Genomic DNA, 21,853 nt, shown 5'->3' on the forward strand with positions numbered 1-21,853 from the left:
ATGTGTGACATTGCGTGAGTAAGTCGCTCATGGATTCATGTGCTGAATAGAAATCTATACTCATCGGAAAGATAGATAAAAGAGGAATCGTAGAACGTGAAGTTACAGCAGTTAAAGTATCTTAAAGCAGTCAAAGATAACAACCTCAATATATCTTCGGCCTCTGAATCTTTGTATACCACCCAACCAGGCGTTAGTAAGCAAATTCTGCTTTTCGAACAAGAGCTTGGCGTACGTATCTTTGAACGTCATGGTAAACATCTTCAGCGTATCACCGACATCGGCGAAAAGATTTTTGAAGAAGTAGAAAAGATGCTGCTTCTGGAAGAGAAGATCAAAGCGATTGCTGCAGAGTACGTGGATCCAGGGAAGGGAACTTTCAATATTTATACCACGCACACCATTGCATGTTATTTGCTACCAAAGAGCGTGGCGGCGTTTACTAAACGTTACCCTAGTGTCAATTTCAACTTATATCCAACTGTCCCTTCAGACACTCGCGGTGGTATCAGTAAAGGTCATACCGATTTTTCAATCGTGGCACAAATCGTAGCGCCAGATACGGATTTGATCGTATTGCCTGCGTACTTATGGCGTATGGGCGCTGTGGTTCATAAAGATCACCCATTAGCGAAAATCGATAAACCGACCTTACATCAGATTGCTGAATATCCTTTGCTCAGTTATGAACCTGGAGCCACGGGTCGTGAATGTATTGATGATGCGATGCGTGATGTGGGTTGTACACCTAAGTACTTTATGAGTGCTATGGATGCAGACGTGATTAAACGTTATGTGAACCTGAATTTTGGCGTCGGTATTTTGTCTAATTTGGCAGCGACCGATATCGCTAACACCAATATGAAATACATCAATCTTGACCATGTACTAGAGCCATGTAAAGCGTGGATCTGCTTTAGTAAAGACGTTATCTTGCATAACTATATGTATGATTTCTTGGGTTCTTTTGCGCCACACTTAACTAAGTCACTGATGGAAGAAGTACTGGCTAACAGTAATCCGACTAAGATTGAAAACCTATTTAAAAACATCCAGTTGCCTGTTTATTAATTCTTCAGGGCGATATAAAAATGAAGCGGGCCTAACAGCCCGCTTTTTTATGCTTTGGTTTTTATACTGGGTTTTTATTTGCACTTTTGCTCTTGTTGATGAGCAAGGTAGCGATGGAGAAATCGGGTATCAATGCCTTTGATTTGCATCTTTAATTCCAGCTTACGAATAGCAGCCAACGCCTTTTTTGTCTCCTGAGATTCAGGATCGCTTTGCGCGACCAAATCACACAGTTCTAAAGCTTCTTTGCGTGCCACCAACTCTGGAGGTAGGTAACCCGCGTTTTTCAAAATTCGATATCCCATGCGTAGATGTTCAGGGACTCCACGATCATCATCCAACTCTAAAGGCTCTCCTTGCTTAGGAAGATCGTCAAATACGCCTTCTTCCATCGCTTTAGCAATGCGTTGTTCGACGATTTGGTCAATAAGAAAAGTCATGAATTATCGCGTCTCTTAAAAACTGGGGTCGTGTGGATGAATCAAGTAAAAGCGCTGCAGCTCTAATCATGCATCAATGCTGGTCAATGCTTCGAGAGCGGCTTTGGCAGCAATGCGCTCGCCATCCATCATCACTTTATCAGCATCAACATACATACCGATACCTTCTTTAACATCCTGCTGATATAAAACGACATTATTTAAGATTGACGCCGCTTTTATCCCGCGCAACCGACCCACGGTGAGCAGTGCAGAGGTTTCCATATCCGAGGCGATAGCCCCTTTTTTACTCCATTTTTGACATATTTGCGCTTCGTCATCACGATAAAAACTGTCGTGAGAGCGCACGATACCAAAGTGATAAGCACGCTCTTGTTTGCTCAAATAGTTTTCTAAACGACGTAACAAACTGAAGTCCGCACAGGCGGGATAACTTGATTCTACATAGGATAATGAACCGCCATCGTCACGAATAGCACCTTCTGCGACAATTAATTCACCCAATCCAATCCCTTTTTGCAAGGCGCCAGCAGAGCCAACACGGATAATCGATTTTGCTCCACAGTGGACGAGCTCTTCTAACGCAATCAACATCGAAGGGGCACCAATTCCAGTACTGCATACTGTGATTGGGTAACCACGATATTTGCCCTGAAACAGCCGAAACTCGCGGTTTTCCGCCACCGGTTTAGCTTCTTGCAGTAGGGACGCAATGCGATTGACGCGATCGGGTTCGCCGCACACAATCACTCGCTCTGACACTTGCGATTCATCTACGGTCAGATGCGGTTGAATACTCATACATGTAACTCCTTGCCTGTCGGCGCTTTACGTTGTTTAGCGGTGGCTACCCATTCACGAGTTCCGTGAATCGCGATAAACAGTAAAATCAGATACTCTACGGATAGAGCATAGACCCCTTGTGCTGTGTACACCCCAATGCTGAGTAGATTAATGGCCACCCATAAAATCCAGTTCTCGACGTATTTTCTCGTCATGAGAATTTGCGCGACGATAGATAAGATGGTAATGGCAGCATCCCAGAATGGATAAGAATCGGGTTCAAGTTCTGGTGCTGGCAACACCACGCCAAAGACCGATAAGAGTTCTAAGCTTAAGTGGGTAAGCGCGACAAAAATAGGGTCGATATAGAGCGTCATCAATGCCACGGCAACAATCGAAATGACTAAAGTCACGGTCTGTTTCTTGGGGGACATCCAACGAACTTCGAGCGTTTCACCGTGTTCGTTTGGTCTGGTCCATGCGTACCAGCCATAGACGTTGGCGACAAAGAAGAACACTTGTAATAGCAACAGTCCATAGAGCTGAATTTGATAAAAGAGAATGGCAAAGAGGGAAACATTCAGCAAACCAAATAGATAGTTGATGGTTTTTTCTTGGCTGGCATACCAAATACAGAGCAGTCCGAACAGTGTGCCAATGGCTTCAATCCAAGACATGTCATAGCCAGAACCTAGCGGTATGGTGACGAGAGTATTGTTAATATCGAAAAACGCAGTAAACGTCATGATGAATCCTTACAAAGTGGCGTTAACGGTTATTATGCTACCGCGTAAGGATTCATCGCAACCGTTTCAACCTATTGATATTGCGAATGACTGACTAAATGAGTAAGTCCATGAGCAAATGCGGCGCGCCAACTGAAGAAGTCGTGACCACCAGGGAGCGTTTTAAACGCTACGTTGTAACCTTTCTCTTGTAGCAAAGTATAAAGCCGTTGATTGGCGTGTAGGATGCTGCGAGGAGGCGGGTTGGTTTCAAACACACCGGCATCAAGATAGATCTTAATCTTGGGGTTGGGCTGTTGGGCAATCTTTTGGCTCAACCAATCTAGGGACTGGTGATTGGGACCCCACCAGAAAGAACCTGATTGACTCAATACTTTACCAAACAGATCGGGATGATCATGAGCGATAGATAAAGCCGCTAATCCTCCAAAACTGGAACCAGCCAGAATGCGATCTTGTGCCGCTGGGCAAATTTGCTGTTCGCACAACCAAGGGACTAGCTCTTTTGCGACGAACTGAGTAAAGGCTTGGTTAGGTGGCAACTCTTTCATGCGTTGATTCATTGATCCGTGATGAATGAATACGGCGCGCATGGGCGGAATCTTTCCCTGCGCAATCAGGTTATCCAAAATGGTCGGAACCGGAATTTTGTCTTGGTAATCAGAGCCATCAAAGAGAAATAGGACAGGGGAGTTCTCATTGAGTGAGGCATCTTGAGCTGGATGATAAAGATCAATGACACGCGTTTGTTCCAGAGACGGACTCTCCAATTGGTGGCGTTTAACGTGACCAACGCTGACCTCGGTTTGCGGCAAAGTCTCATCGGCCAAATCGGCTTGGTTGAGTACTACGGTTGAAGCATCGCCCCATGGGTCGACTTGTTCATGGTAGGTCGAAGTGCGGTTGAGCGGATCGGTTTGAGTTGTGGCGATGATCGATCGGTGCTGTTCAATGCCTTGTTGACTGCTTAGTTGCGGTACGTTTGGGGCTAGCCGATAGGAGAGGCGAGTCGTATTACTGACCACGTAAGATTTATACCAAATATCCGTACCTTTTAAATGCGTTAGATAGGCATGACCTTCATAAGGCGCACCAAGTAGCCCCACATTGTTTTCATCCGCTCCGCGCCAAAGGAAAGTCAGTAACGAACGATTCTCTTTTAGTGGCTCAATAAGCGGTGTTCCCTTTTGGGTGACTGTTTGCCAAAAGCGTGTAATGGCTTGTTTATCTCCACTGCTGATGGCAGTAATGGTATCGAGCAAGATTGGGCTTTGGATATCATGCTTGGGGGAAACCCGCTGATCATCTTTAAGGGCGATCTCTTGGAGCGTAATGGAGACATTGGCTTTCGGCTGACCCAACATGGTGGTGACCACAAACTTAGCGCTGCCATTTTCTTGAGGATACCAATAGATATCCGCAGCGTCTTGTCCCGGTTGCAGCAAAGGTTTGGCCGTCTCTTTACCTAAACTGATATTGGCACTCTGTAACGGTACATCACTTTGCAGTTGGCCACGGTAGTAATGACCTGCTTGGCCTTCGAAGTGATAGATCTGCTGCATTTTACCCTCATGAATCCGTGTTGCTTTAAGCATAGGCTGCTCCTTCTCCACTTGAATGACTTCAGAGTGAAAAGCATTAAGGGCTGAGGTTGGATTAGCGTAGGTCACGGCTGTTGAGAGACAACTCATTGCGGTTATGAATAATAATCGGGCTTGGTGCATGATGAATCACTAATTGAGTTAGTAATCACAAGCGAGTGTGATTATAGAATGGTACACCGTAACGCAAGTCTGGTTTTACGCTCCTTTACGTTAGGCATGGTTAAGAGGAAAAGTGCAACATAGGTTAAAGAACGCCAAAGGTAAGTTCCCTCTTTTCCTTTGGCGTTACAGTGGATTAGTTATCTAATGTCGCACCGCCATCGACTCTTAGATCATGCAACGTGATGTGGTTGGCCGCATCGGACATTAAAAAGAGGATGGTGTTAGCTATATCTTGTGGCTCAGCAATTTTATTAAGCGGAATGCCCAATCTAAACGTGCTCGCGTCACCTGCGATCACCTGCTGCTCGCCATAGTTCTCGTTCCACAGTTGCAATTGCATATCGGTTCGAGTGGAACCTGGACTGACAATATTGCAGCGAATGCCTATGGCGGCAAGCTCCATTCCCATGCATTTCACCATCATATGTAAAGCGGCTTTAGAGGCAGCATACGCTCCCATATTGGCACGCGGCGTATTGGCTGCATTGGAACCGACGATCACCATATTGCCCGTGCCGCGATGTTTCATCTCTTGTCCAACCGCTTGCATTAATGCCACCTGACCAAACACATTGACATCAAAGGTGTGTGCGAGCTGTTCCATCGGCATGGTGAGAATAGGGTGCAGATGCAAAATGCCAGCACAGCTCACCAAATGATCAATCGGGCCGTATTGCGATATCAGTGCAGCGATGCTTGGGTGAATTTGGTCGAGGTCAGTTAAGTCAAGGCAACTGAGCGACAACTGCTGTGGGTAAGCCTGTTTTAGTTGAGCGCAATGAGTTTCCAGCGCATCCATCTGGTAGTCAGTCGCAATAACCTTATAACCAGATTCCAGCAGTCGCGTTAAGGTGGCAAAGCCAATTCCTCGAGAAGCGCCAGTAAGCAGTACGGTGTTCTGGCGATGTTGAGCGTTCATAATGTGCCCTTGGTTGTTGTTAAAATCATAAATATTTGTGATCTGTGTCCATGGATATCACCGATTACTAAAATACTAATGATAATTGTTAGCATTTGCACTCATATTCGGTTAGGCTCTTCCTCATTCGAGACATCTCTCCCAAAACAGGTTAATAGTTAAGAAGGAATCTGTGATGAAGCGTGAAGTCATTGGCTACAGCCAAATGCAAGATATTACGTCAAATCAAGAACTTGATAGTGTGCCTTTCTTTTTCTCATCCCCAAGTTGTACCTTTGTCGGTCAGGGGATTGAGCGTGAATTCAATCAAGCTATCCCGTTCAAACAACTTGCTGCGCAAGCCAACGCTCTACTTGAAGAAGCAAAAGAGCATCCCTCGGATAACCCAATATTGTTTGGCATCATCCCATTTAGTGAAGAGCATCCAACGCGCTTGATGATCCCGAAACAGCTCTCTGTTTCCAGTAGCACTCGCGGTCAAACCAAAGTCCATGAAGCCAGCTCTGCGGGGCGTTTGATTTCTGGTCCGACGGGTGAGAAATACAAACAAGGTGTGATTGATGCCATTGAACTGTTTGCCACCACTGAACTGTCGAAAGTCGTGCTTTCTCGCGCGATTGAAGTGGCAACCGATGAAGATATCGATCATACCGCACTGCTTGATAACCTTTTGAAGAGTAACCCTAAAGGTTACACCTTCTCGGCGAAGTTGAGCGAAGGCCAGCGCTTAATGGGCGCAAGCCCTGAACTTTTGGTGCGTAAACGAGGCTCTCATTTGGAATCAAATCCGCTAGCGGGTTCAAGACCTCGTAGTGCGGATGACAATGTTAACCAAGAGCACCGATTATCACTGCTCAACAGCGCTAAAGATCTGCACGAGCACAGCTTAGTTGTACAAGAAGTGGAACGTGTATTGAGCCAGTATTGCCGCAATTTATATACGCCAATGATTCCGTCAGTGATTGAAACCAAAACCATGCTGCACCTATCGACCTTGCTCGAAGGGGAAGTGGATGATGCCAGCGTGAGTGCACTTCAAGTCGCGGCTGACTTACACCCAACCCCTGCGGTATGTGGTTATCCACGTCAGCGTGCCTATGATGCGATTCGTCAATTGGAATCGTTTGAACGCGGCTATTTCACTGGCATGGTCGGTTGGTGTGACGCGCGTGGTAATGGTGAGTGGGTGATTACCATTCGTTGTGCTGAAGTACAAAAACGTTCGATGAAAGTGTTTGCTGGGGCAGGGATTGTTGATCAATCAGAGCCGGAAAGCGAACTGGATGAAACAGGCGCGAAGATGAGTACCTTCTTATCAGCCGCTGGTATCGATCTTAAAGACAAGTTAATGGCCTAAGGAACCGCTTAATGGACGAGTTAGAATTTACTCCATGGCCAGACGAGCTCGCAAAACGTTATCGCGAGCTTGGCTTATGGCAAGGAAAAACCTTTTACGATTACCTATGCGACAGCGTACGTCGTTTCCCAAACCACACCGCGATTATCTGTGACGACCGTGAATACAGCTACCAGCAGATGCAGCAAGAAATTGCTCGCTTAGCCGCCGGATTTACTGAGCTTGGTCTGACCGCTGGCGATAACGTTGTGTTGCAAATGACCAATCATGAAGCGTTCTATTTTTGTTATTTCGCTCTGATTCAGAAAGGAATTCGCCCTGTGATGGCGCTTCCTGCGCATCGTAAAAACGAGATCACCTATTTCTGCCAGCATGCGAACGCGAAGGCGTACATCATCGATGGCGAAGACCCGATGTTTGATTACACCGAGCTAGCGCAGCAAGTCGCTGCAGAGTGTCCGCAGCTGCAACATGTGATTGTGAAGGGGGGAGATGAGTCCGCTGATGGCCGATTTGTATCGCTATCATCCTGCCGTTTGTTGCCCGATTTCACCCAAAACGCCTCTGCAGATAAAGTGGCATTCTTCCAGCTCTCTGGCGGTACGACAGGCGTGCCAAAGATGATTCCGCGTACTCACGATGATTACGCCTACAGCGTCATTGGCAGTAATGAGATTTGCGAGATCGACGAAAATACACGCTTCCTTTGCGTGTTACCTGTCGCGCATAACTACGTATTAAGCTCTCCAGGCTCTCTTGGCATCTTTTGGGCCGGTGGCACGGTGATTATCGGTGATGATCCTTCTGCTGATGCGGCATTTGAATTGATTGAAGAGCATGAAGTCGATTTCGTTGCACTGGTTCCACCTGTCGCTTTGGTGTGGATGGAAGCGGTTCAAGATTGCGACTACGACCTTTCCAGCCTGAAAGTGATTCAAGTTGGTGGCGCTAAATTTAGCGAAACAGCAGCGAAGCGCTTACCTGCGCTATTTGACTGCCAACTGCAGCAAGTCTTTGGTATGGCTGAAGGTTTGGTGAACTACACCCGTTTAGATGACCCGCTAGAGATGATTACTCAAACGCAAGGTCGCCCCATTTCCGCTTATGACGAAGTGAAAATTGTCGATGAACAGGGGCAAGAAGTGGCGCGTGGTGAAGAGGGCTTTTTAACCGTTCAAGGGCCTTACACCATTCGTGGCTACTACAAATCCGCTTACAACAACGAGCGTTCGTTTACCCCAGAAGGCTTTTACCGCACCGGTGATATTGTGCGTATGACGGCAGAAGGCAACTTGATTGTTACCGGGCGAGATAAAGATCAGATTAACCGCGGCGGTGAAAAAATCGCGGCAGAAGAGATTGAAAACCAACTGCTGAGACACCCAATGGTACACGATGCGGCGCTCATTGCTGTGCCGGATGAATACCTAGGTGAACGTAGCTGCGCAGTGATCGTGGTTCATCCGGGCAGCGATATTCGTCCTGTGGAATTTAAACAATTCTTGCGTGATTGCGGCTTAGCTGATTTCAAAATTCCAGATTTTGTTCATTTCATTGAACAATTACCTAAAACACCCGTTGGCAAAATTGATAAGAAACACCTGCGCCAACAGTTTGCTCAACAAACGACCACCGCTTAGGAGATATTATGGCGATTCCAAAACTGAACTCATACTCACTTGATAAATTGATGCTGGGTGTGACGAATAAAGTCGATTGGGCGGTCGATCCAAATCGTGCAGTGCTGTTAGTGCATGATATGCAGCAATATTTCTTAGATTTCTATGCTGATGACCAGTTGAAATCCACCTTGATTTCCCGTGTTAAAGCACTGAAAGCGGCGTGTAAAGCACAAGGTATTCCCGTGGTGTATACCGCGCAGCCGGGTGATCAGGACCCAGCGGATCGCGCACTATTAACGGATTTCTGGGGCACAGGCTTAAAAGCCGATGAGTCTATCACGCGTATCGTGCCTGAATTGGCGCCAGAAAGTGATGACATTGTGTACACAAAATGGCGTTACAGCGCGTTTAAACGCTCTGATTTGCTCACCATGATGCAAGAGAGTGGTCGTGACCAACTGATCATCTGTGGTGTTTATGCACATATTGGTTGCATGTTAACGGCAGCCGATGCCTTTATGTATGATATTCAAGCGTTTTTCGTATCGGATGCGTTAGGAGATTTCTCCCGTGAAGAGCATATTCACGCGCTAAATTACGTGTCAAAACGATGTGGTTTCGTGACGACTCAAGCTGCGCTGTTGGAAACGCTGCAAGTCAAAGAGGCTGAGCTCGAGAACGCCTAAACGTTTTCTCAAGCTTAATTGGTCACTTACCAATGACTTTTATCGGTGTATGCCAGAAAAAGCAGCTTGCTGGGGTCACTCTTTATCTACGCAGTTTCCATCGCCATGAGTTTATTGAACCTCGGGACACTGCGCAGATATCACTGCCGAAATCCCTATGCAATGCCGCTTTAAAGCGCAAAGCAGAATTTGTCGCAGGTAGAGTCGCGGCAAATGATGCGTTGTGTGTGTTGGGATACACCGATTTTTCTATAGCTATTGGGGAGCATCGTTCCCCATGTTGGCCTGGCGCAGTGGTCGGCTCTATTTCCCACAGTGATGATATTGCCGTAGCGGTGGCAGGAGCCAAAGCAGACTGGCAAGGCTTAGGTGTGGATGTGCAAGCGCGCCTGACTCAAGATGATCTTGAGGCGGTCAATGGCGTTATCGCGACGCCCCACGAACATGCGCTGCTTTCTTTATTAGATACACCGCTTGCTGAGCAACTGACGCTGATTTTCTCAGCAAAAGAGAGCGTGTTTAAAGCGCTCTATCCCCGTGTAAAACGTTACCTTGATTTTTCTGACGCCACTTTGGTTTGTGCAAGTCAAAACCAACTGACTTTTCGCCTCTCCCATGCTCTGACTTTGGAGCTAGGGTTGGCTACTTGCCGCTGCGATTATCTGTGGAACTCTCATCATGTCATTACGCTCGTGACCTTACCTTGCGACCTTGAGTCGCCACGGGACGGCGCGCAATGACCCCCAAATTTTAGGAAATGCCATGAAAGATCACTATATCAATCCGTTTGATGACGATAAGCATTCATTTCTCGTATTGCTCAACACTTTAAAACAGTACAGCTTGTGGCCCCAATTTGCGCCGGTGCCAGCAGGTTGGCTGGTGGTGTTTGGGCCGCATCCCAAAACAGAATGCTGTGAATATATCGAAAAGCACTGGACCGATATTCGCTTGTAACGGTCATCGACGGAATCAGAAGGAAGAAACACGTGATGTCTCAAATGTTAAATTCAATCGATGCTTGCTCTGACCTTAGTGATGCAGAGCTGGTGTTGTGTGCAATTGTGTCAGAGCTATTAAGCACTGACACTATCACCATCGACGACGACTTTTTTGCCCTGGGCGGTGATAGTATCACTGCGATGGCGCTATCAACCAAAATGCGCAAACAAGGTTATGTGCTTAAAGCAAAAGACATTTTTGTTTGCAAAGTGCTTCGAGATATAGCAGCGAAAGCCAAAGTAAAAGGCGATAAGAAAGAGCGCAAAGTGGCGACCGCGCAACCTGCGTTACTATCGAGTGCGCAGTGGCAAGAGTGTGAAACGCGTTATGGCAAGGTGAGCCAAGTCTTACCCGCATTGCCGCTACAACAAGGCCTCTATTTCCAATCTCTGCTTGAGCAAGCTGGTAGTCACTACAACGCTATTTCGATCATGACCTTCTCTGGCCCATTTGATCTTCAGCGTTTGCAAAACAGTTTAGATAATGTGGTCAAAACCTATCCGCAGCTTTGGGCTCGTTTCGATGCCCGCCTTACCGGGCAGCTGTTACAGGTGTTGGTCAACGTGCCTGAGCAGAGTGAGGGATTGTGGCCAATCCACGAACAAGACTTACACCATTTAACGGCAGATGAGCAGCAACAACAATTGGCGCTTATCGAACAGCAAGAGGTTGATCGTCGCTATGATCTAATGGATCCAACCAAGCCGTTATTGTATTGCAAAGTGGTTCATCATGGTGATGAGCTGCATACTGTGTATCTCTCTGAGCATCACTTGATTGTTGATGGTTGGTCAACTCCGCTCATGCTCAACACCCTATTGCACAGTTATGCTACAGGGGAATGTGCGTTTGTCAGTGATAGCACGCCCTATGCGCAGTTGGTCGAGCAGCTTCTTGCTCGTGATAAAGAACCGGCAAAAGCACTATGGCAGGAGTTATTGCAAGGAGCGACGCCAACACTGGCCTATGATGGCGATGTAGAGCGTCATGATATCGACGAAGTCAATCTGACCTTAAATGCCGAAAGAAGCCAACAGGTTTACCAGCTTTGTCGTAAGCAGGGCATCACCATCAACACCTTAATGCAAGGCGTTTGGGCGCTGATTCTTGGCTCCATCACTGGGCGTGAAGATGTGGTGTTTGGTACGCCGATTTCTGGGCGATTTGCACAGGTGGTGGATATTGAACAGCACGTGGGCCTGCTTACTAATACCATTCCAGTGCGAGCGAAGCTGCGTCCCGATCAAACCCTGTTTAGCCAATTAACACAGATGCAGCACGCCCAAATTGGCGTTTTGGAAAACGATGTGTTGGGGCTAAGTGAAATTCAGCAACTGGCTGGCGGTGAAAGCCTGTTTGATACCATGCTGTCGGTGGAAAACTTTCCCAAAGAAGCGCAGTGGGTCGGTGAAACTTACCACCACTGGCGTTTAGAGCAGATCAAAAATCGCGGTTATACCCATTTCCCTATGACGGTGTTTGTTGTCCCTGGTGATGAATTGCAAATTATGGTGGCGTATCGCAACCGCAAATATTCACCGCAGCGCATTGCCGGTCAAGTGGAGTGGCTGCTTGAGCAACTGGTTAGTTATCCAGAGAGCCTAGTGCGCGATCTCTCTTTGCAAACTGAAGCTGACCGAGCGCTGCTCACCCAAATTAACCAAACGGAAGTGGTGTTACCGCAAACGACATTACGTGCCTTGATGCGTGAGAAAGCGCTGCAAACGCCCAAGGCCTCTGCCTTAATGGATGTGGAGCACCATTTTACGTATCAAGAGATGCGCGCTCGCGTGCAGGGCTTGACCAATCAGCTGATTGCCCATCAGGTACAAAAAGGCGATATCGTGGCTATTGCTTTGCCTCGCAGTGTCAAACTGAGCTTAGCGATTAACGCGGTAATCGAAGCCGGGGCAATTTATCTGCCTTTGGATGTGAGTTACCCAAGTGAACGCTTAAGCTATATGGTCAATGACGCTAAACCCACTTTGGTGATCACAACTTCCGACTATGCCACTGAGTTTGAAAAGCTAGGTGATGTGCTCCTGCTGGATGCGTTACCAGAAGAGAGCGATGAACTTAGTGACAATCGACCTTTGGATGCCCAAGATGGCGCGTACATCATTTATACCTCGGGCTCGACCGGCAATCCGAAAGGGGTGTTGGTTTCCCATGGCGCGATCGTGAACCGTTTAGCGTGGATGCAAGCAGAGTATCAGTTAAATGCTAGCGATGTCGTGTTGCAAAAAACACCCTGCAGTTTCGATGTGTCGGTGTGGGAGTTTTTCTGGGCGTTGATAGAGGGGGCGAGCCTAATGATGGCGCCGCCTGAGGTCCACAAAGACCCTGATGCACTATTGCATTTGATGGAAGATTATCACATCACCACAGTGCACTTTGTGCCATCGATGTTGGCTGCATTTATTGCTTATGTAGATTCACAAGTTGATACGAATGATCGCGTAGCATCGAGTTTACGCCGCGTATTTTGTAGTGGTGAAGCGCTCACCAAAGAGCTTGCTCGTCTTTATCAACATCATATTGATGCGCCTTTACACAACTTATACGGCCCAACCGAAGCGGCCGTCGATGTCACTTATTGTCCGGCATTTGGTCCTGAACTTGAAGAAGGGCTAAGCGGCGGCGTGCCGATCGGTTTACCTGTGTGGAACACAGAGCTGCGTATTTTAGATAGTTTCTTACGTGAAGTGCCCATTGGTGTGCCAGGGGAGCTGTATTTGACAGGCGCACAGCTAGCGGTGGGTTATCTTAACCGCAGCGCATTAACCGCGGATCGTTTTGTCGCGGATCCCTATGGCCCAGCGGGTAGTCGCATGTATCGCACCGGTGATGTAGTGCGTTGGCTGCCTTCGGGCAAAGTGGACTATTTAGGTCGCAGTGATGATCAGCTTAAAATTCGCGGTCAACGTATTGAGCTGGGTGAGATTGAAGCGTGTCTGCAAGAGCTTGATGGGGTTCACCAAGCGATTGTTTGTGCGAAAAACTTACCGTCACAAACCGGTGTCGCCGGGGCCGATAACCGCCAATTGATCGGTTATGTGCTCGCCAGTGATAAGAGTGATTCGCTCGATACACCATTACTTGATACACATTGGCTGCGCAGTGAAATGCAAGAGCGTTTGCCAGCGCATATGGTGCCAATGGCGATCATGGTTCTGGATGAATTCCCATTAAGCGCTAACGGCAAATTGGATCGTAAAGCCTTGCCATTGCCGACGTTACAAACCAGCCATAAAGGGCGTGCTCCGCAAAGTGACAACGAGAAAATTGTCGCTCAGTTATTTTGCGAGTTATTGCAAGTGAGTGAAGTGACTGTGCAAGATGACTTCTTCTCACTCGGTGGACATTCTTTACTCTGCATGCGTTTAGCTGCCGACATTCATGAAAAAACCGGACAAACCTTATCGGTTGGGCAGGTGATCATCAATCCAACGGTAGAAGCCCTAGCGCAGTGTTTGGATGAAGGCACGGACGGTCACTCAATGGTGGGGCTGGAAAAAGTACTGCCGATTCGCCGCGGTGAAGGTGTGCCATTGGTGTGCATCAACCCCGCATCCGGTTTCTCTTGGCTTTATACTGGACTGCTGCGTTACCTAGGTGGCGACTATCCGATCATTGGTTTGCAATCACCCCGTGAAGGTGGCGCTATCGCCACAGCGAAAACCATGGATGTGGCTTGTGATATGTATTATGCGGAGCTGAAAAAAGTGCAGCCGCACGGTCCATATCACCTTGCTGGGTATTCGTTTGGCGGCAACGTCGCGCACACGCTGGCAGCACGCCTACAGCAAGAAGGGGAAGAAGTCGCGTTTGTTGGTTTGTTCGATACGTACCCAACCGAATGCCAAGATTGGGATGCGGCCATGAACCAAGAAGTAGCAGAAAAAGAGAAAGCCGCTTTCCTTGACGAGAAAAACGGCGGGGAAGCAATGGAAATGGGGGCAGCACAACAAGCGATGTTGGCGGATGTGGATGCTAACTACGGCTACGCCGTGGGGCTAATGGCCACGGCGAAAACTCGTTATTACGCAGGGCGAGTGCATCTGTTCGTCGCTGATCAAACCTTCCCCGATTTTGATATCGAAGCGGTGTGGTCAAAATACGCAGCCGAGTTGACGCAACTGCATATTGATACCCGTCACCAAGATATCTTAGAGCCAAAAACGCTCAAACAAGTCGGGCCGTTATTCGATAAGGTGATCCGCCGCGATACCCAACTTATCAAAGCCTAATCTCTTCCATTCATCTCTAAGCCTTCAGCCGCAATGGCTGAAGGCTGCTTAGTAAGACGTTATTATGAAAAAACCTTCTTTCCTCGTTGATTTTACCCTCCTCAAGGAGAACCGTGATTTTCGCATGGTGTTCATTGCCCGTTTGGTGTCGGTATTGGCATTAGGGCTGATGATGGTCGCCGTTCCGATTCAAGTGCATGACATGACCAACTCGACCCTAGCGGTAGGTGGCATTATGGCATTGGACGGAGCGGGCATGTTTATTGGCTTGCTCTTGGGCGGTGTGCTTGCTGACCGTTATGAACGTAAGCAATTGATCCTGTTTGCTCGCGGGATTTGTGGTGTCGGCTTTATCGCCATGACCATGAACAGCATGCTCCCTGAGCCCTCTTTGTGGGTGCTCTATTTCCTTTCTTTGTGGAATGGCTTTTTTGCCGCCATCGGTGTTACAGCCCTGATGGCCTGCATGCAGGTGATTGTTGGCAGAGAAAACATACCCCAAGCCGCTGCGCTGAGTATGCTAACGGTTCGCGCTGGCATGGTGCTTTCGCCAGCCATCGGCGGATTGATCATCGCGTGGGGTGACGTGAGTTGGAACTACGGTTTGGCGGCGCTTGGCACCTTTTTGACCTTGTTACCGCTACTGCGTTTGCCGACCATGAAAGCAGAAGGCGCAAAGGGCGAAACGCCGTTAACCTCACTCAAAGTTGGGGTGAAGTTTCTTTTCCAACATCGCTTGGTGGGCAGTGTGGTGGCATTAGGCACATTAGAAACACTCGCTACCGCAGTCAAAGTGATGTTTCCGGTTTTAGCTATCGATGTGTTTGGCGGCACAGCGGCAGAAGCTGGGTTACTTTACGCAGCGATGCCGCTGGGGGCGATGTTCGGCGCGCTGACCTCTGGCTGGGTGAATCAATCGCCAAAACCAGGGCTGATTATGGTGTGGAGCACACTCGGCATTTTTGTCAGCATTGCTGCCATTGGGGTGGTTACGCATTATGTGCTTTTATTAGCGGTGCTGGTGGTGTTTGGTTATCTAGGCTCATTAACCAAAATCATTCAGTACTCTTTAGTACAAGGTCATACCCCTAACCATTTGATGGGCCGTGTGAGCAGTTTATGGACTGCGCAAGATGTGTCGGGACACTCAATTGGTTCTTTAGGTCTTGGCGCGTTAGGCAATATCATGGCACCGGGCGTTTCCATTCTCGCGTTTGGCTTAGGGGCGCTTGGCATTGGCTCGGTTATGGCAATTGGTTTTCGTCAATTACGCGGCGCACAATTAAGCGATCCGCAGTTAATGAAAACACCACAGCAGGCATAATCCTTAAACCAAGTATTTAGTGGTTTCCTCCCTTTCGAGAAGAGGGTAAACTGCGCGCAAAGTAATACTGAGAGTAACTTATGACGGATATGGATCAGCAAGAGTTTGTGGCTGACGACGAAATTGAAATTGAAGCGGTTGGCGTGGAAGTTTCAGAACAGCCTATTGAACTGTATAAAGTGTTGAAAATTGCCGACGCGATCAGCGGCGGTGGTGAAGCAAAACACGTGATCACTGAAGGCTATGTGTTTGTTAACGGCGAATTAGAAACGCGCAAACGTCGCAAAATGTACGACGGGGATTTGATCGAGTTTAACGAAGAGTTTTACTTGGTGATTTGTGATGCGCCAGTGTCTGAGCCAAAAGAGAAGCCTGTAGCAAAACCTGCACCAAAGAAAAATCGTTCTTCAGGTGCAAACAAAGCTTCAGCTTCGAAGAAAGCTTCTAACACACCAGATAAAGCGCACAAAGGTCCTAAGTCGACTGGTGCAGCAAAAGCGGATAAAGCTGAAAAAGCACACCGTGCTGCCACAGGCACTAAAAAATCAGCGACCAAAGCCAATAAATCGCGTTTGTCAGCATCTGCTGAGAAAGCGCCGGTGAAAGAGTCTGCCAAAGAGGCGGATCAAGCACCAACCAACACCAACAGAACGGGTCGTAACTCGATCGATTTTCTGTAAGTTGGATTAAAGAGAGGGGAAGCGTAAGCTTCCCCTAACATTTAAAACCAATCACCATCTTGAAAGGTTCTTCCCTCTAAAGCGTAAGGGTCTTCATCAAAAGGATGCTCCACTTTGCCACGGAGATATTCTAGCTGTCTCTCTAACGTAGCGACGGTGTCATAATCACCCTCTGAGCAGGCAACGTAAATTTGTTGCTCAAGCACGTCAATGTTTTCGCGAATATTCATCTTCGTACCTCCTGTTTGCTGGGGTCGACTCTTCATTTACAACTCTATTGTGCTGTTAGCTTGGATAACAACACCTCAGAGTCATTGTAGTCAAAGTAAAGCGTTTGGATCACTCTTGAAACAGAGACCAATTGAGGCGGCTTGGTTTTTGTAAATAAATTCAGTTTGATATTGGCTAAAAATAATTGCGATTTTTTTTGAGCGAAATCGGATGGACTAGATAAGTGATTGATTCAAAGCAGAGAAGAGAAAGGCTTCTTCATCCATTGAACGAAGCCTAAACAAATTAGTGAGTTATCGCATATCCGCGCATTGAGCTAACCAGCTTAATCGGCTGGCTGCTGGCAATCGATATAACGATGATGTCCATCACCACAACGATCAGAGCAACAGAGGCGGGTAGTGCATCACTGCCAATAAAGTGACTAAGCACCACAGCCAGAATGGTGAGAGCACTCGCGATAAAAAAGGCCAGCAACAGACCGGTTTTGATTTTTTGCGAGATAGTCTCTTCAAAGCCAACGGCCAAAGCACAATGCTTACAGCGAATATAGCCTTGTTCATAAATGATCTTTTGATCATGGGGTGAGAGTGAAGACTCTTGGTAACACTCGTCACAGATGACGTTTAACATACGATTGATTTTCATTATTGTATTTCCTAGCTTCAACTGAAGTGCGCGAATTTTAACTGGAAATGTAGTGCAAAAAATAACCGTGTGAAATTTTTGGGGTCGAGATCAAATTAGTATGCAATCGGTTTTATTGTGATCTGCGACAAAAAAATAAAGCCAGTTAATACTGGCTTTATCAATGTAACCGATTGTCTTATGACATCTATTCGCGAACTAACATCAGATCTTTTTCTGCGTTTTCACGTTGATGTTTGGTTTGGCTAAAGTACACAAAACCAACAAACATCATCACCATGAAGATAGTGGTAATGATTTGGTTAAACCATACCATCGCAATCAGACACAGCACTGCCAACACCAAAGCAATTCCCGGAACGATAGGGTACAAAGGTGCGTGGTAAGTACGAGTCAGGTTTGGCTCTAAACGACGCAGTCTGAATAGACTTAGCATACTCATTATGTACATGACGATAGCGCCAAACACCGCAATGGTAATCATCGCAGCAGTAAGGCTCATGCCTTGTAGGTTGACCACGCCATCACTAAAGATAGCGATGATACCAATGACACCACCGGCCAAGATCGCGCGGTGAGGTGTGTTAAAGCGAGACAGTTTAGCCAGTCCTGCTGGTAGGTAACCTGCACGAGCAAGGGCAAAGAATTGGCGAGAATAGCCAAGGATGATGCCGTGGAAAGAGGCAATCAAACCGAACAGACCAATCCACACCAACATGTGTAACCAACCAGAGCTAGTGCCTACCACCATTTTCATTGCTTGTGGCAATGGGTCGTTAATGCCGGACAGTTTAGACCAATCACCAGCACCGCCTGCGAAGATCATCACGCCAAGGGCCAATACGACCAGTGTCAAAATGCCAGAGATGTAGGCTTTTGGAATGGTACGTTGTGGATCTTTGGCTTCTTCTGCCGCCATTGCTGCGCCTTCGATAGCGAGGAAGAACCAAATCGCAAATGGAATTGCAGCGAAAATAGCGGATAAAGTACCGAAGGTGAACTCGTTGCTGCCAGCCCAACCGTTTAGCACGAAGTTAGAGAAGCTAAAGCCAGGTGCGACAACGCCCATAAATACCAAGAGTTCGAGAACAGCCAAAATGGTCACGCAAAGTTCAAACATAGCTGCCAATTTTACGCCCAAGATATTCAATGTCATGAAGACAATATAAGCACCTACCGCTGCCCATTTAGGGTCCAAATCGGGATATTGCACGTTCAAGTAAGCGCCAATCGCCATCGCAATCGCTGGTGGAGCAAACACAAACTCAATCAGTGTAGCTAAACCAGCAATCAAACCACCTACTTCACCAAAAGCGCGGCGACTGTATGCGAAAGGCCCACCCGCATGTGGAATCGCAGTGGTTAATTCGGTAAAACTAAAAATAAAACAGGTATACATTGCTGCTACGATCAATGTAGTGACCAAAAATCCCAATGTCCCTGATATACCCCAACCATAACTCCAACCGAAGTATTCACCTGAAATCACTAGACCTACTGCAATCCCCCAAAGAGAGAGCGTGCCCAGTGTTTTTTGCAATTTGGCCGTCATATCTATGTCTCCTAATCCCTTATGTCTACCGCCTCACGTCATCCTTGTTAAACGTGAATTCGACTCCGGGTCTAACTATCCTTATTCGATGTGACAGAAGAACATTCTGTTAAAACATCGTGCTACAGTGGAAGCCGATGGTATTTATTAAAAGCTTTGTTCATACCAGTCGTTCATGCTCCACTAATAAGCACTAGCGAAACTCATACCGACAAATTGCAATAAAAATGAAACAAGCAAAGTTAAGGACAAAATAATGTGATCGAAATCTTTAGTAACATTCCAGCGAACTATCATGCTGTTGGATAGATAATTCTCGGCTAATCATGCTGTTAATAAGGTGTGATAAATCAGAAAAGAGTTTGCTACATGATATCAATGAGCACAAAAAGAGCGCACGAAATTTGGTTGTGCACATCAATAGTGCAACGAGATGCAATTAAAACCGTTGTGGTTATACCCTGTGCAATCGATTTGCATAATGGTGCAACGGGATTCACTCGCTGGCGAATCCTAAGGCTCAATGATTGACGTAACAAACTGAAAATGGAATATCAAGCTTGGCAAATTCACTCATCCAGCGCAGCTGGTTATCTTGCAATTTATCGCCAGGACCTTTTACTTCAATCCACTCATACGTTTCCTCCTTAAAGGCCATCATATCAGGCATTCCAGCACGAAACAGGCGTAAATCTTTAAGTTGAATCTTCATTAATGCCACCAAAGTCGCTCGTGGAATGGTGCGGTCTATCCAATGAAAAAGCGCTTCATCTATGCCTTGCCAACTGGTCATAGGATTGGCAATCCCTTGTTTTTCTTGCCAACGGGCGATCAGTGATGGCGTGCCATGTGCCATAAACTGGTCGAAACACGACTCAATCAATGACTGGCGTTTGGCACAAAACTCTGTGTGATAGAAGTCCAACGGGCGAGCTTGATAGGCATTAACAAAAGCCCCTTCTACCGGCGCAAAAATCGCAGGCCACAAAACCAAAGCGAGTAGGGTATTGAGCAGTTGATTTTCGAGATAATAGACATAGTAGCCTTGCGCTATTAGCGCATCACGCACTGCCAATTCGACTCGTTGGGTGGATAAATCGAGCGATAGATGACGTTCTGGCCATTTGGGTTTGGTCGCGCGAGGGACTTTTTGTCCTTGAGTGCGAAGATAACGTTGCTGCAAACGCTGCGCTATTTCCAGTTCTTCTTGATGATATGGGGTGTCTTTTATCTGCTCAATCAGGTAGCCCATGCGCTGATATTGGCCGAGTTTATCGTAGATACGCGCTTGCCGTTCACGACTTGGTGGTAGCGACGACTGAGCAAAATAGTGCAGCGCGAGCTCAGATTCTCCGAGGCGCTCTAATGCACGAGCCAATTGATTGATGAGTTTTTGTCGCTTTCGTTCGACATAGGGATGAGAGGCTTTATCAGGCAGTTGCTGACAAAGGCGAACTAATGCGTCCTTAGGTTGCTTTTCATTCTGCCAATAATCTTGTGCGATCCGCTGCAACAGACGCAATTGCTCTATCTCATCACGATGATGAAAAAAACGCTGCGTTTGACTTAGTTGGTACTGCTCGAATCGGTGTAACCCTAAATCATCAAGGACAAACTGACTGAGGTCTTGATGAGCATTGGCGAAAAAGAGAATAAGCAGTAACTCAATGATGTCGTTATGCACCAAATGAATGATCGTAAATGGCGTAGGTTGCGCTGGTGTATCTTGTTCAATAGCCGCTAGGAGATCGTCTTTGCGTAACGCCTTATTTAACAAGGGATGACGGGCAATGATCTCTGGCTTAGTAAATAACAGCTCGCACAGCTGTGCTTCAGTTAGGTTTGGATTCATCTGAATAAAACCCGATGCTTCGAGTATTGGCCACTGCGCCTCTAAGTTCGCAATCTCAACATAATCGAGTTTATCGCTGCGAAACCATTCCCCTTTACGTGACAGAAGACGCACGATAATGCATTGGCTTGAGTGGGGCAGTTTTTTAAAGGTGTCGATCCAATTTTGCTCTTCCTTGGTCAACAAATCTTCATACCACTGGCAGGCGTGGTCGAGCAGTCGCCAGAAATTTGCCAAGTAATAATCTGGGGCAAGTTGCGGTGTTGGAGAAGAAGAGGGTAGCATGGTTAATTATCGTCCTATACCTCATGCCAGAGGTGTGTCTGTCCTATTGCGGAGGAAAGTATAACCGTAAAGAGAAGTAAAATGCAGGTTGGAATGAAAGTGTGCTCGGTAAAGCTCTCTCAGATTTTGTGCTTTTTTGTCAAAAATTCATCAACGATAGGTAAGGTTGATCATTAACTGACCAAGTGAGCACGTAATTGAAAGAAAAGGGTTTTCTTTTTACCATAGCGGTGGCATATTGACTCCATCGCTTCGATGCAAAGCAATGCGGGCATCGTATAATGGCTATTACCTCAGCCTTCCAAGCTGATGATGCGGGTTCGATTCCCGCTGCCCGCTCCAGATTCTTCTGCTTTCATCCATACAAGCGCTAGATGCACACCAACGCGGGCATCGTATAATGGCTATTACCTCAGCCTTCCAAGCTGATGATGCGGGTTCGATTCCCGCTGCCCGCTCCAAGTTTCTTCTTGTTTAACTTCTTTTCCTGATTGTCGTTTTCACTAGTGAGTGATTAACTCAAGCTACTCTTTCGATTTTTCACAGAGCAACCCGTTACTTCTACCAACTTGCTATTGACCCAATGATTCTCAATGTCATTATGGTAACAATCTGATTTTGGGATTAAATTCTCATCAA

Annotated in this window: 18 protein-coding genes and 2 tRNA genes; 11 read left to right on the forward strand and 9 right to left on the reverse strand. The window is 47.0% G+C overall.

Going from position 1 to position 21,853, the window contains the following annotated elements; genetic code table 11:
- The first annotated feature begins 96 nt into the window (after positions 1–96).
- Positions 97–1,071, forward strand: a complete 975-nt coding sequence (locus OCV11_RS19975; protein ID WP_261897767.1) for a LysR substrate-binding domain-containing protein — start codon at positions 97–99, stop codon at positions 1,069–1,071.
- Between the two features lie 74 nt (positions 1,072–1,145).
- On the opposite strand, the gene OCV11_RS19980 is transcribed toward OCV11_RS19975, so the two are convergent.
- The 5 genes from OCV11_RS19980 to OCV11_RS20000 form a co-directional block, all read right to left on the reverse strand.
- Positions 1,146–1,511, reverse strand: coding sequence for a DnaJ family domain-containing protein (locus OCV11_RS19980; protein ID WP_261897768.1), 366 nt, complete (start codon positions 1,509–1,511; stop codon positions 1,146–1,148).
- Positions 1,512–1,577: 66 nt separating this feature from the next.
- Positions 1,578–2,312, reverse strand: a complete 735-nt coding sequence (locus OCV11_RS19985) for a nucleoside phosphorylase (protein ID WP_261897769.1) — start codon at positions 2,310–2,312, stop codon at positions 1,578–1,580.
- Positions 2,309–3,040: a nicotinamide riboside transporter PnuC gene (gene pnuC, locus OCV11_RS19990; protein ID WP_261897770.1), complete on the reverse strand. Its 732-nt coding sequence runs from the start codon at positions 3,038–3,040 to the stop codon at positions 2,309–2,311. The genes OCV11_RS19985 and pnuC overlap by 4 nt, the downstream gene beginning before the upstream one ends.
- Before the next feature lie 71 nt (positions 3,041–3,111).
- Positions 3,112–4,635 carry an alpha/beta hydrolase gene (locus OCV11_RS19995; RefSeq protein WP_261897771.1) on the reverse strand — a complete coding sequence of 508 codons (1,524 nt, stop codon included), beginning with the start codon at positions 4,633–4,635 and terminating at the stop codon, positions 3,112–3,114.
- A 304-nt stretch (positions 4,636–4,939) separates the two neighbouring features.
- Positions 4,940–5,725, reverse strand: coding sequence for a 2,3-dihydro-2,3-dihydroxybenzoate dehydrogenase (locus OCV11_RS20000; RefSeq protein ID WP_261897772.1), 786 nt, complete (start codon positions 5,723–5,725; stop codon positions 4,940–4,942).
- Positions 5,726–5,900: 175 nt separating this feature from the next.
- On the opposite strand from OCV11_RS20000, the gene OCV11_RS20005 reads away from it, so the two are divergent.
- From OCV11_RS20005 to OCV11_RS25010, 8 genes are all read left to right on the forward strand, one after another.
- On the forward strand, positions 5,901–7,082 hold the full coding sequence (locus OCV11_RS20005) for an isochorismate synthase (protein ID WP_261897773.1): 1,182 nt from the start codon (positions 5,901–5,903) through the stop codon (positions 7,080–7,082).
- 11 nt (positions 7,083–7,093) lie between these two features.
- Complete coding sequence (locus OCV11_RS20010; RefSeq protein ID WP_261897774.1) at positions 7,094–8,722, forward strand: (2,3-dihydroxybenzoyl)adenylate synthase; 1,629 nt, start codon at positions 7,094–7,096, stop codon at positions 8,720–8,722.
- An 8-nt stretch (positions 8,723–8,730) separates the two neighbouring features.
- Positions 8,731–9,390, forward strand: coding sequence for an isochorismatase family protein (locus OCV11_RS20015; protein ID WP_261897775.1), 660 nt, complete (start codon positions 8,731–8,733; stop codon positions 9,388–9,390).
- A 32-nt stretch (positions 9,391–9,422) separates the two neighbouring features.
- Positions 9,423–10,130, forward strand: coding sequence for a 4'-phosphopantetheinyl transferase family protein (locus OCV11_RS20020; protein WP_261897776.1), 708 nt, complete (start codon positions 9,423–9,425; stop codon positions 10,128–10,130).
- A gap of 22 nt (positions 10,131–10,152) precedes the next feature.
- Complete coding sequence (locus OCV11_RS20025) at positions 10,153–10,347, forward strand: MbtH family protein (protein WP_261897777.1); 195 nt, start codon at positions 10,153–10,155, stop codon at positions 10,345–10,347.
- 35 nt (positions 10,348–10,382) lie between these two features.
- Entirely contained in the window at positions 10,383–14,642 is a 4,260-nt protein-coding gene (locus OCV11_RS20030; protein ID WP_261897778.1) for an amino acid adenylation domain-containing protein, read from the forward strand.
- Between the two features lie 64 nt (positions 14,643–14,706).
- A complete protein-coding gene (gene entS, locus OCV11_RS20035; protein WP_261897779.1) occupies positions 14,707–15,966 on the forward strand; it encodes an enterobactin transporter EntS in 1,260 nt (419 codons plus the stop codon).
- 80 nt (positions 15,967–16,046) lie between these two features.
- Positions 16,047–16,646, forward strand: coding sequence for an RNA-binding S4 domain-containing protein (locus OCV11_RS25010; protein WP_315972765.1), 600 nt, complete (start codon positions 16,047–16,049; stop codon positions 16,644–16,646).
- Between the two features lie 41 nt (positions 16,647–16,687).
- On the opposite strand, the gene OCV11_RS20045 is transcribed toward OCV11_RS25010, so the two are convergent.
- The 4 genes from OCV11_RS20045 to OCV11_RS20060 all read right to left on the reverse strand — a co-directional run bounded on the left by OCV11_RS20045 (position 16,688) and on the right by OCV11_RS20060 (position 21,214).
- Complete coding sequence (locus tag OCV11_RS20045) at positions 16,688–16,876, reverse strand: hypothetical protein (protein WP_261897780.1); 189 nt, start codon at positions 16,874–16,876, stop codon at positions 16,688–16,690.
- A 286-nt stretch (positions 16,877–17,162) separates the two neighbouring features.
- Entirely contained in the window at positions 17,163–17,525 is a 363-nt protein-coding gene (locus tag OCV11_RS20050; RefSeq protein WP_261897781.1) for a hypothetical protein, read from the reverse strand.
- Between the two features lie 187 nt (positions 17,526–17,712).
- On the reverse strand, positions 17,713–19,077 hold the full coding sequence (gene eat, locus OCV11_RS20055) for an ethanolamine permease (RefSeq protein ID WP_261897782.1): 1,365 nt from the start codon (positions 19,075–19,077) through the stop codon (positions 17,713–17,715).
- Between the two features lie 520 nt (positions 19,078–19,597).
- A complete protein-coding gene (locus tag OCV11_RS20060) occupies positions 19,598–21,214 on the reverse strand; it encodes a VRR-NUC domain-containing protein (protein ID WP_261897783.1) in 1,617 nt (538 codons plus the stop codon).
- 267 nt (positions 21,215–21,481) lie between these two features.
- Between OCV11_RS20060 and OCV11_RS20065 the strand changes: the two genes are divergently transcribed.
- Both OCV11_RS20065 and OCV11_RS20070 read left to right on the forward strand, forming a co-directional pair.
- Positions 21,482–21,556, forward strand: a tRNA-Gly gene (locus OCV11_RS20065).
- Between the two features lie 44 nt (positions 21,557–21,600).
- Positions 21,601–21,675: transfer RNA gene (locus OCV11_RS20070), tRNA-Gly, on the forward strand.
- Positions 21,676–21,853 lie beyond the last annotated feature (178 nt).

This window comes from Vibrio porteresiae DSM 19223 (assembly GCF_024347055.1).
Classification (GTDB): domain Bacteria; phylum Pseudomonadota; class Gammaproteobacteria; order Enterobacterales; family Vibrionaceae; genus Vibrio; species Vibrio porteresiae.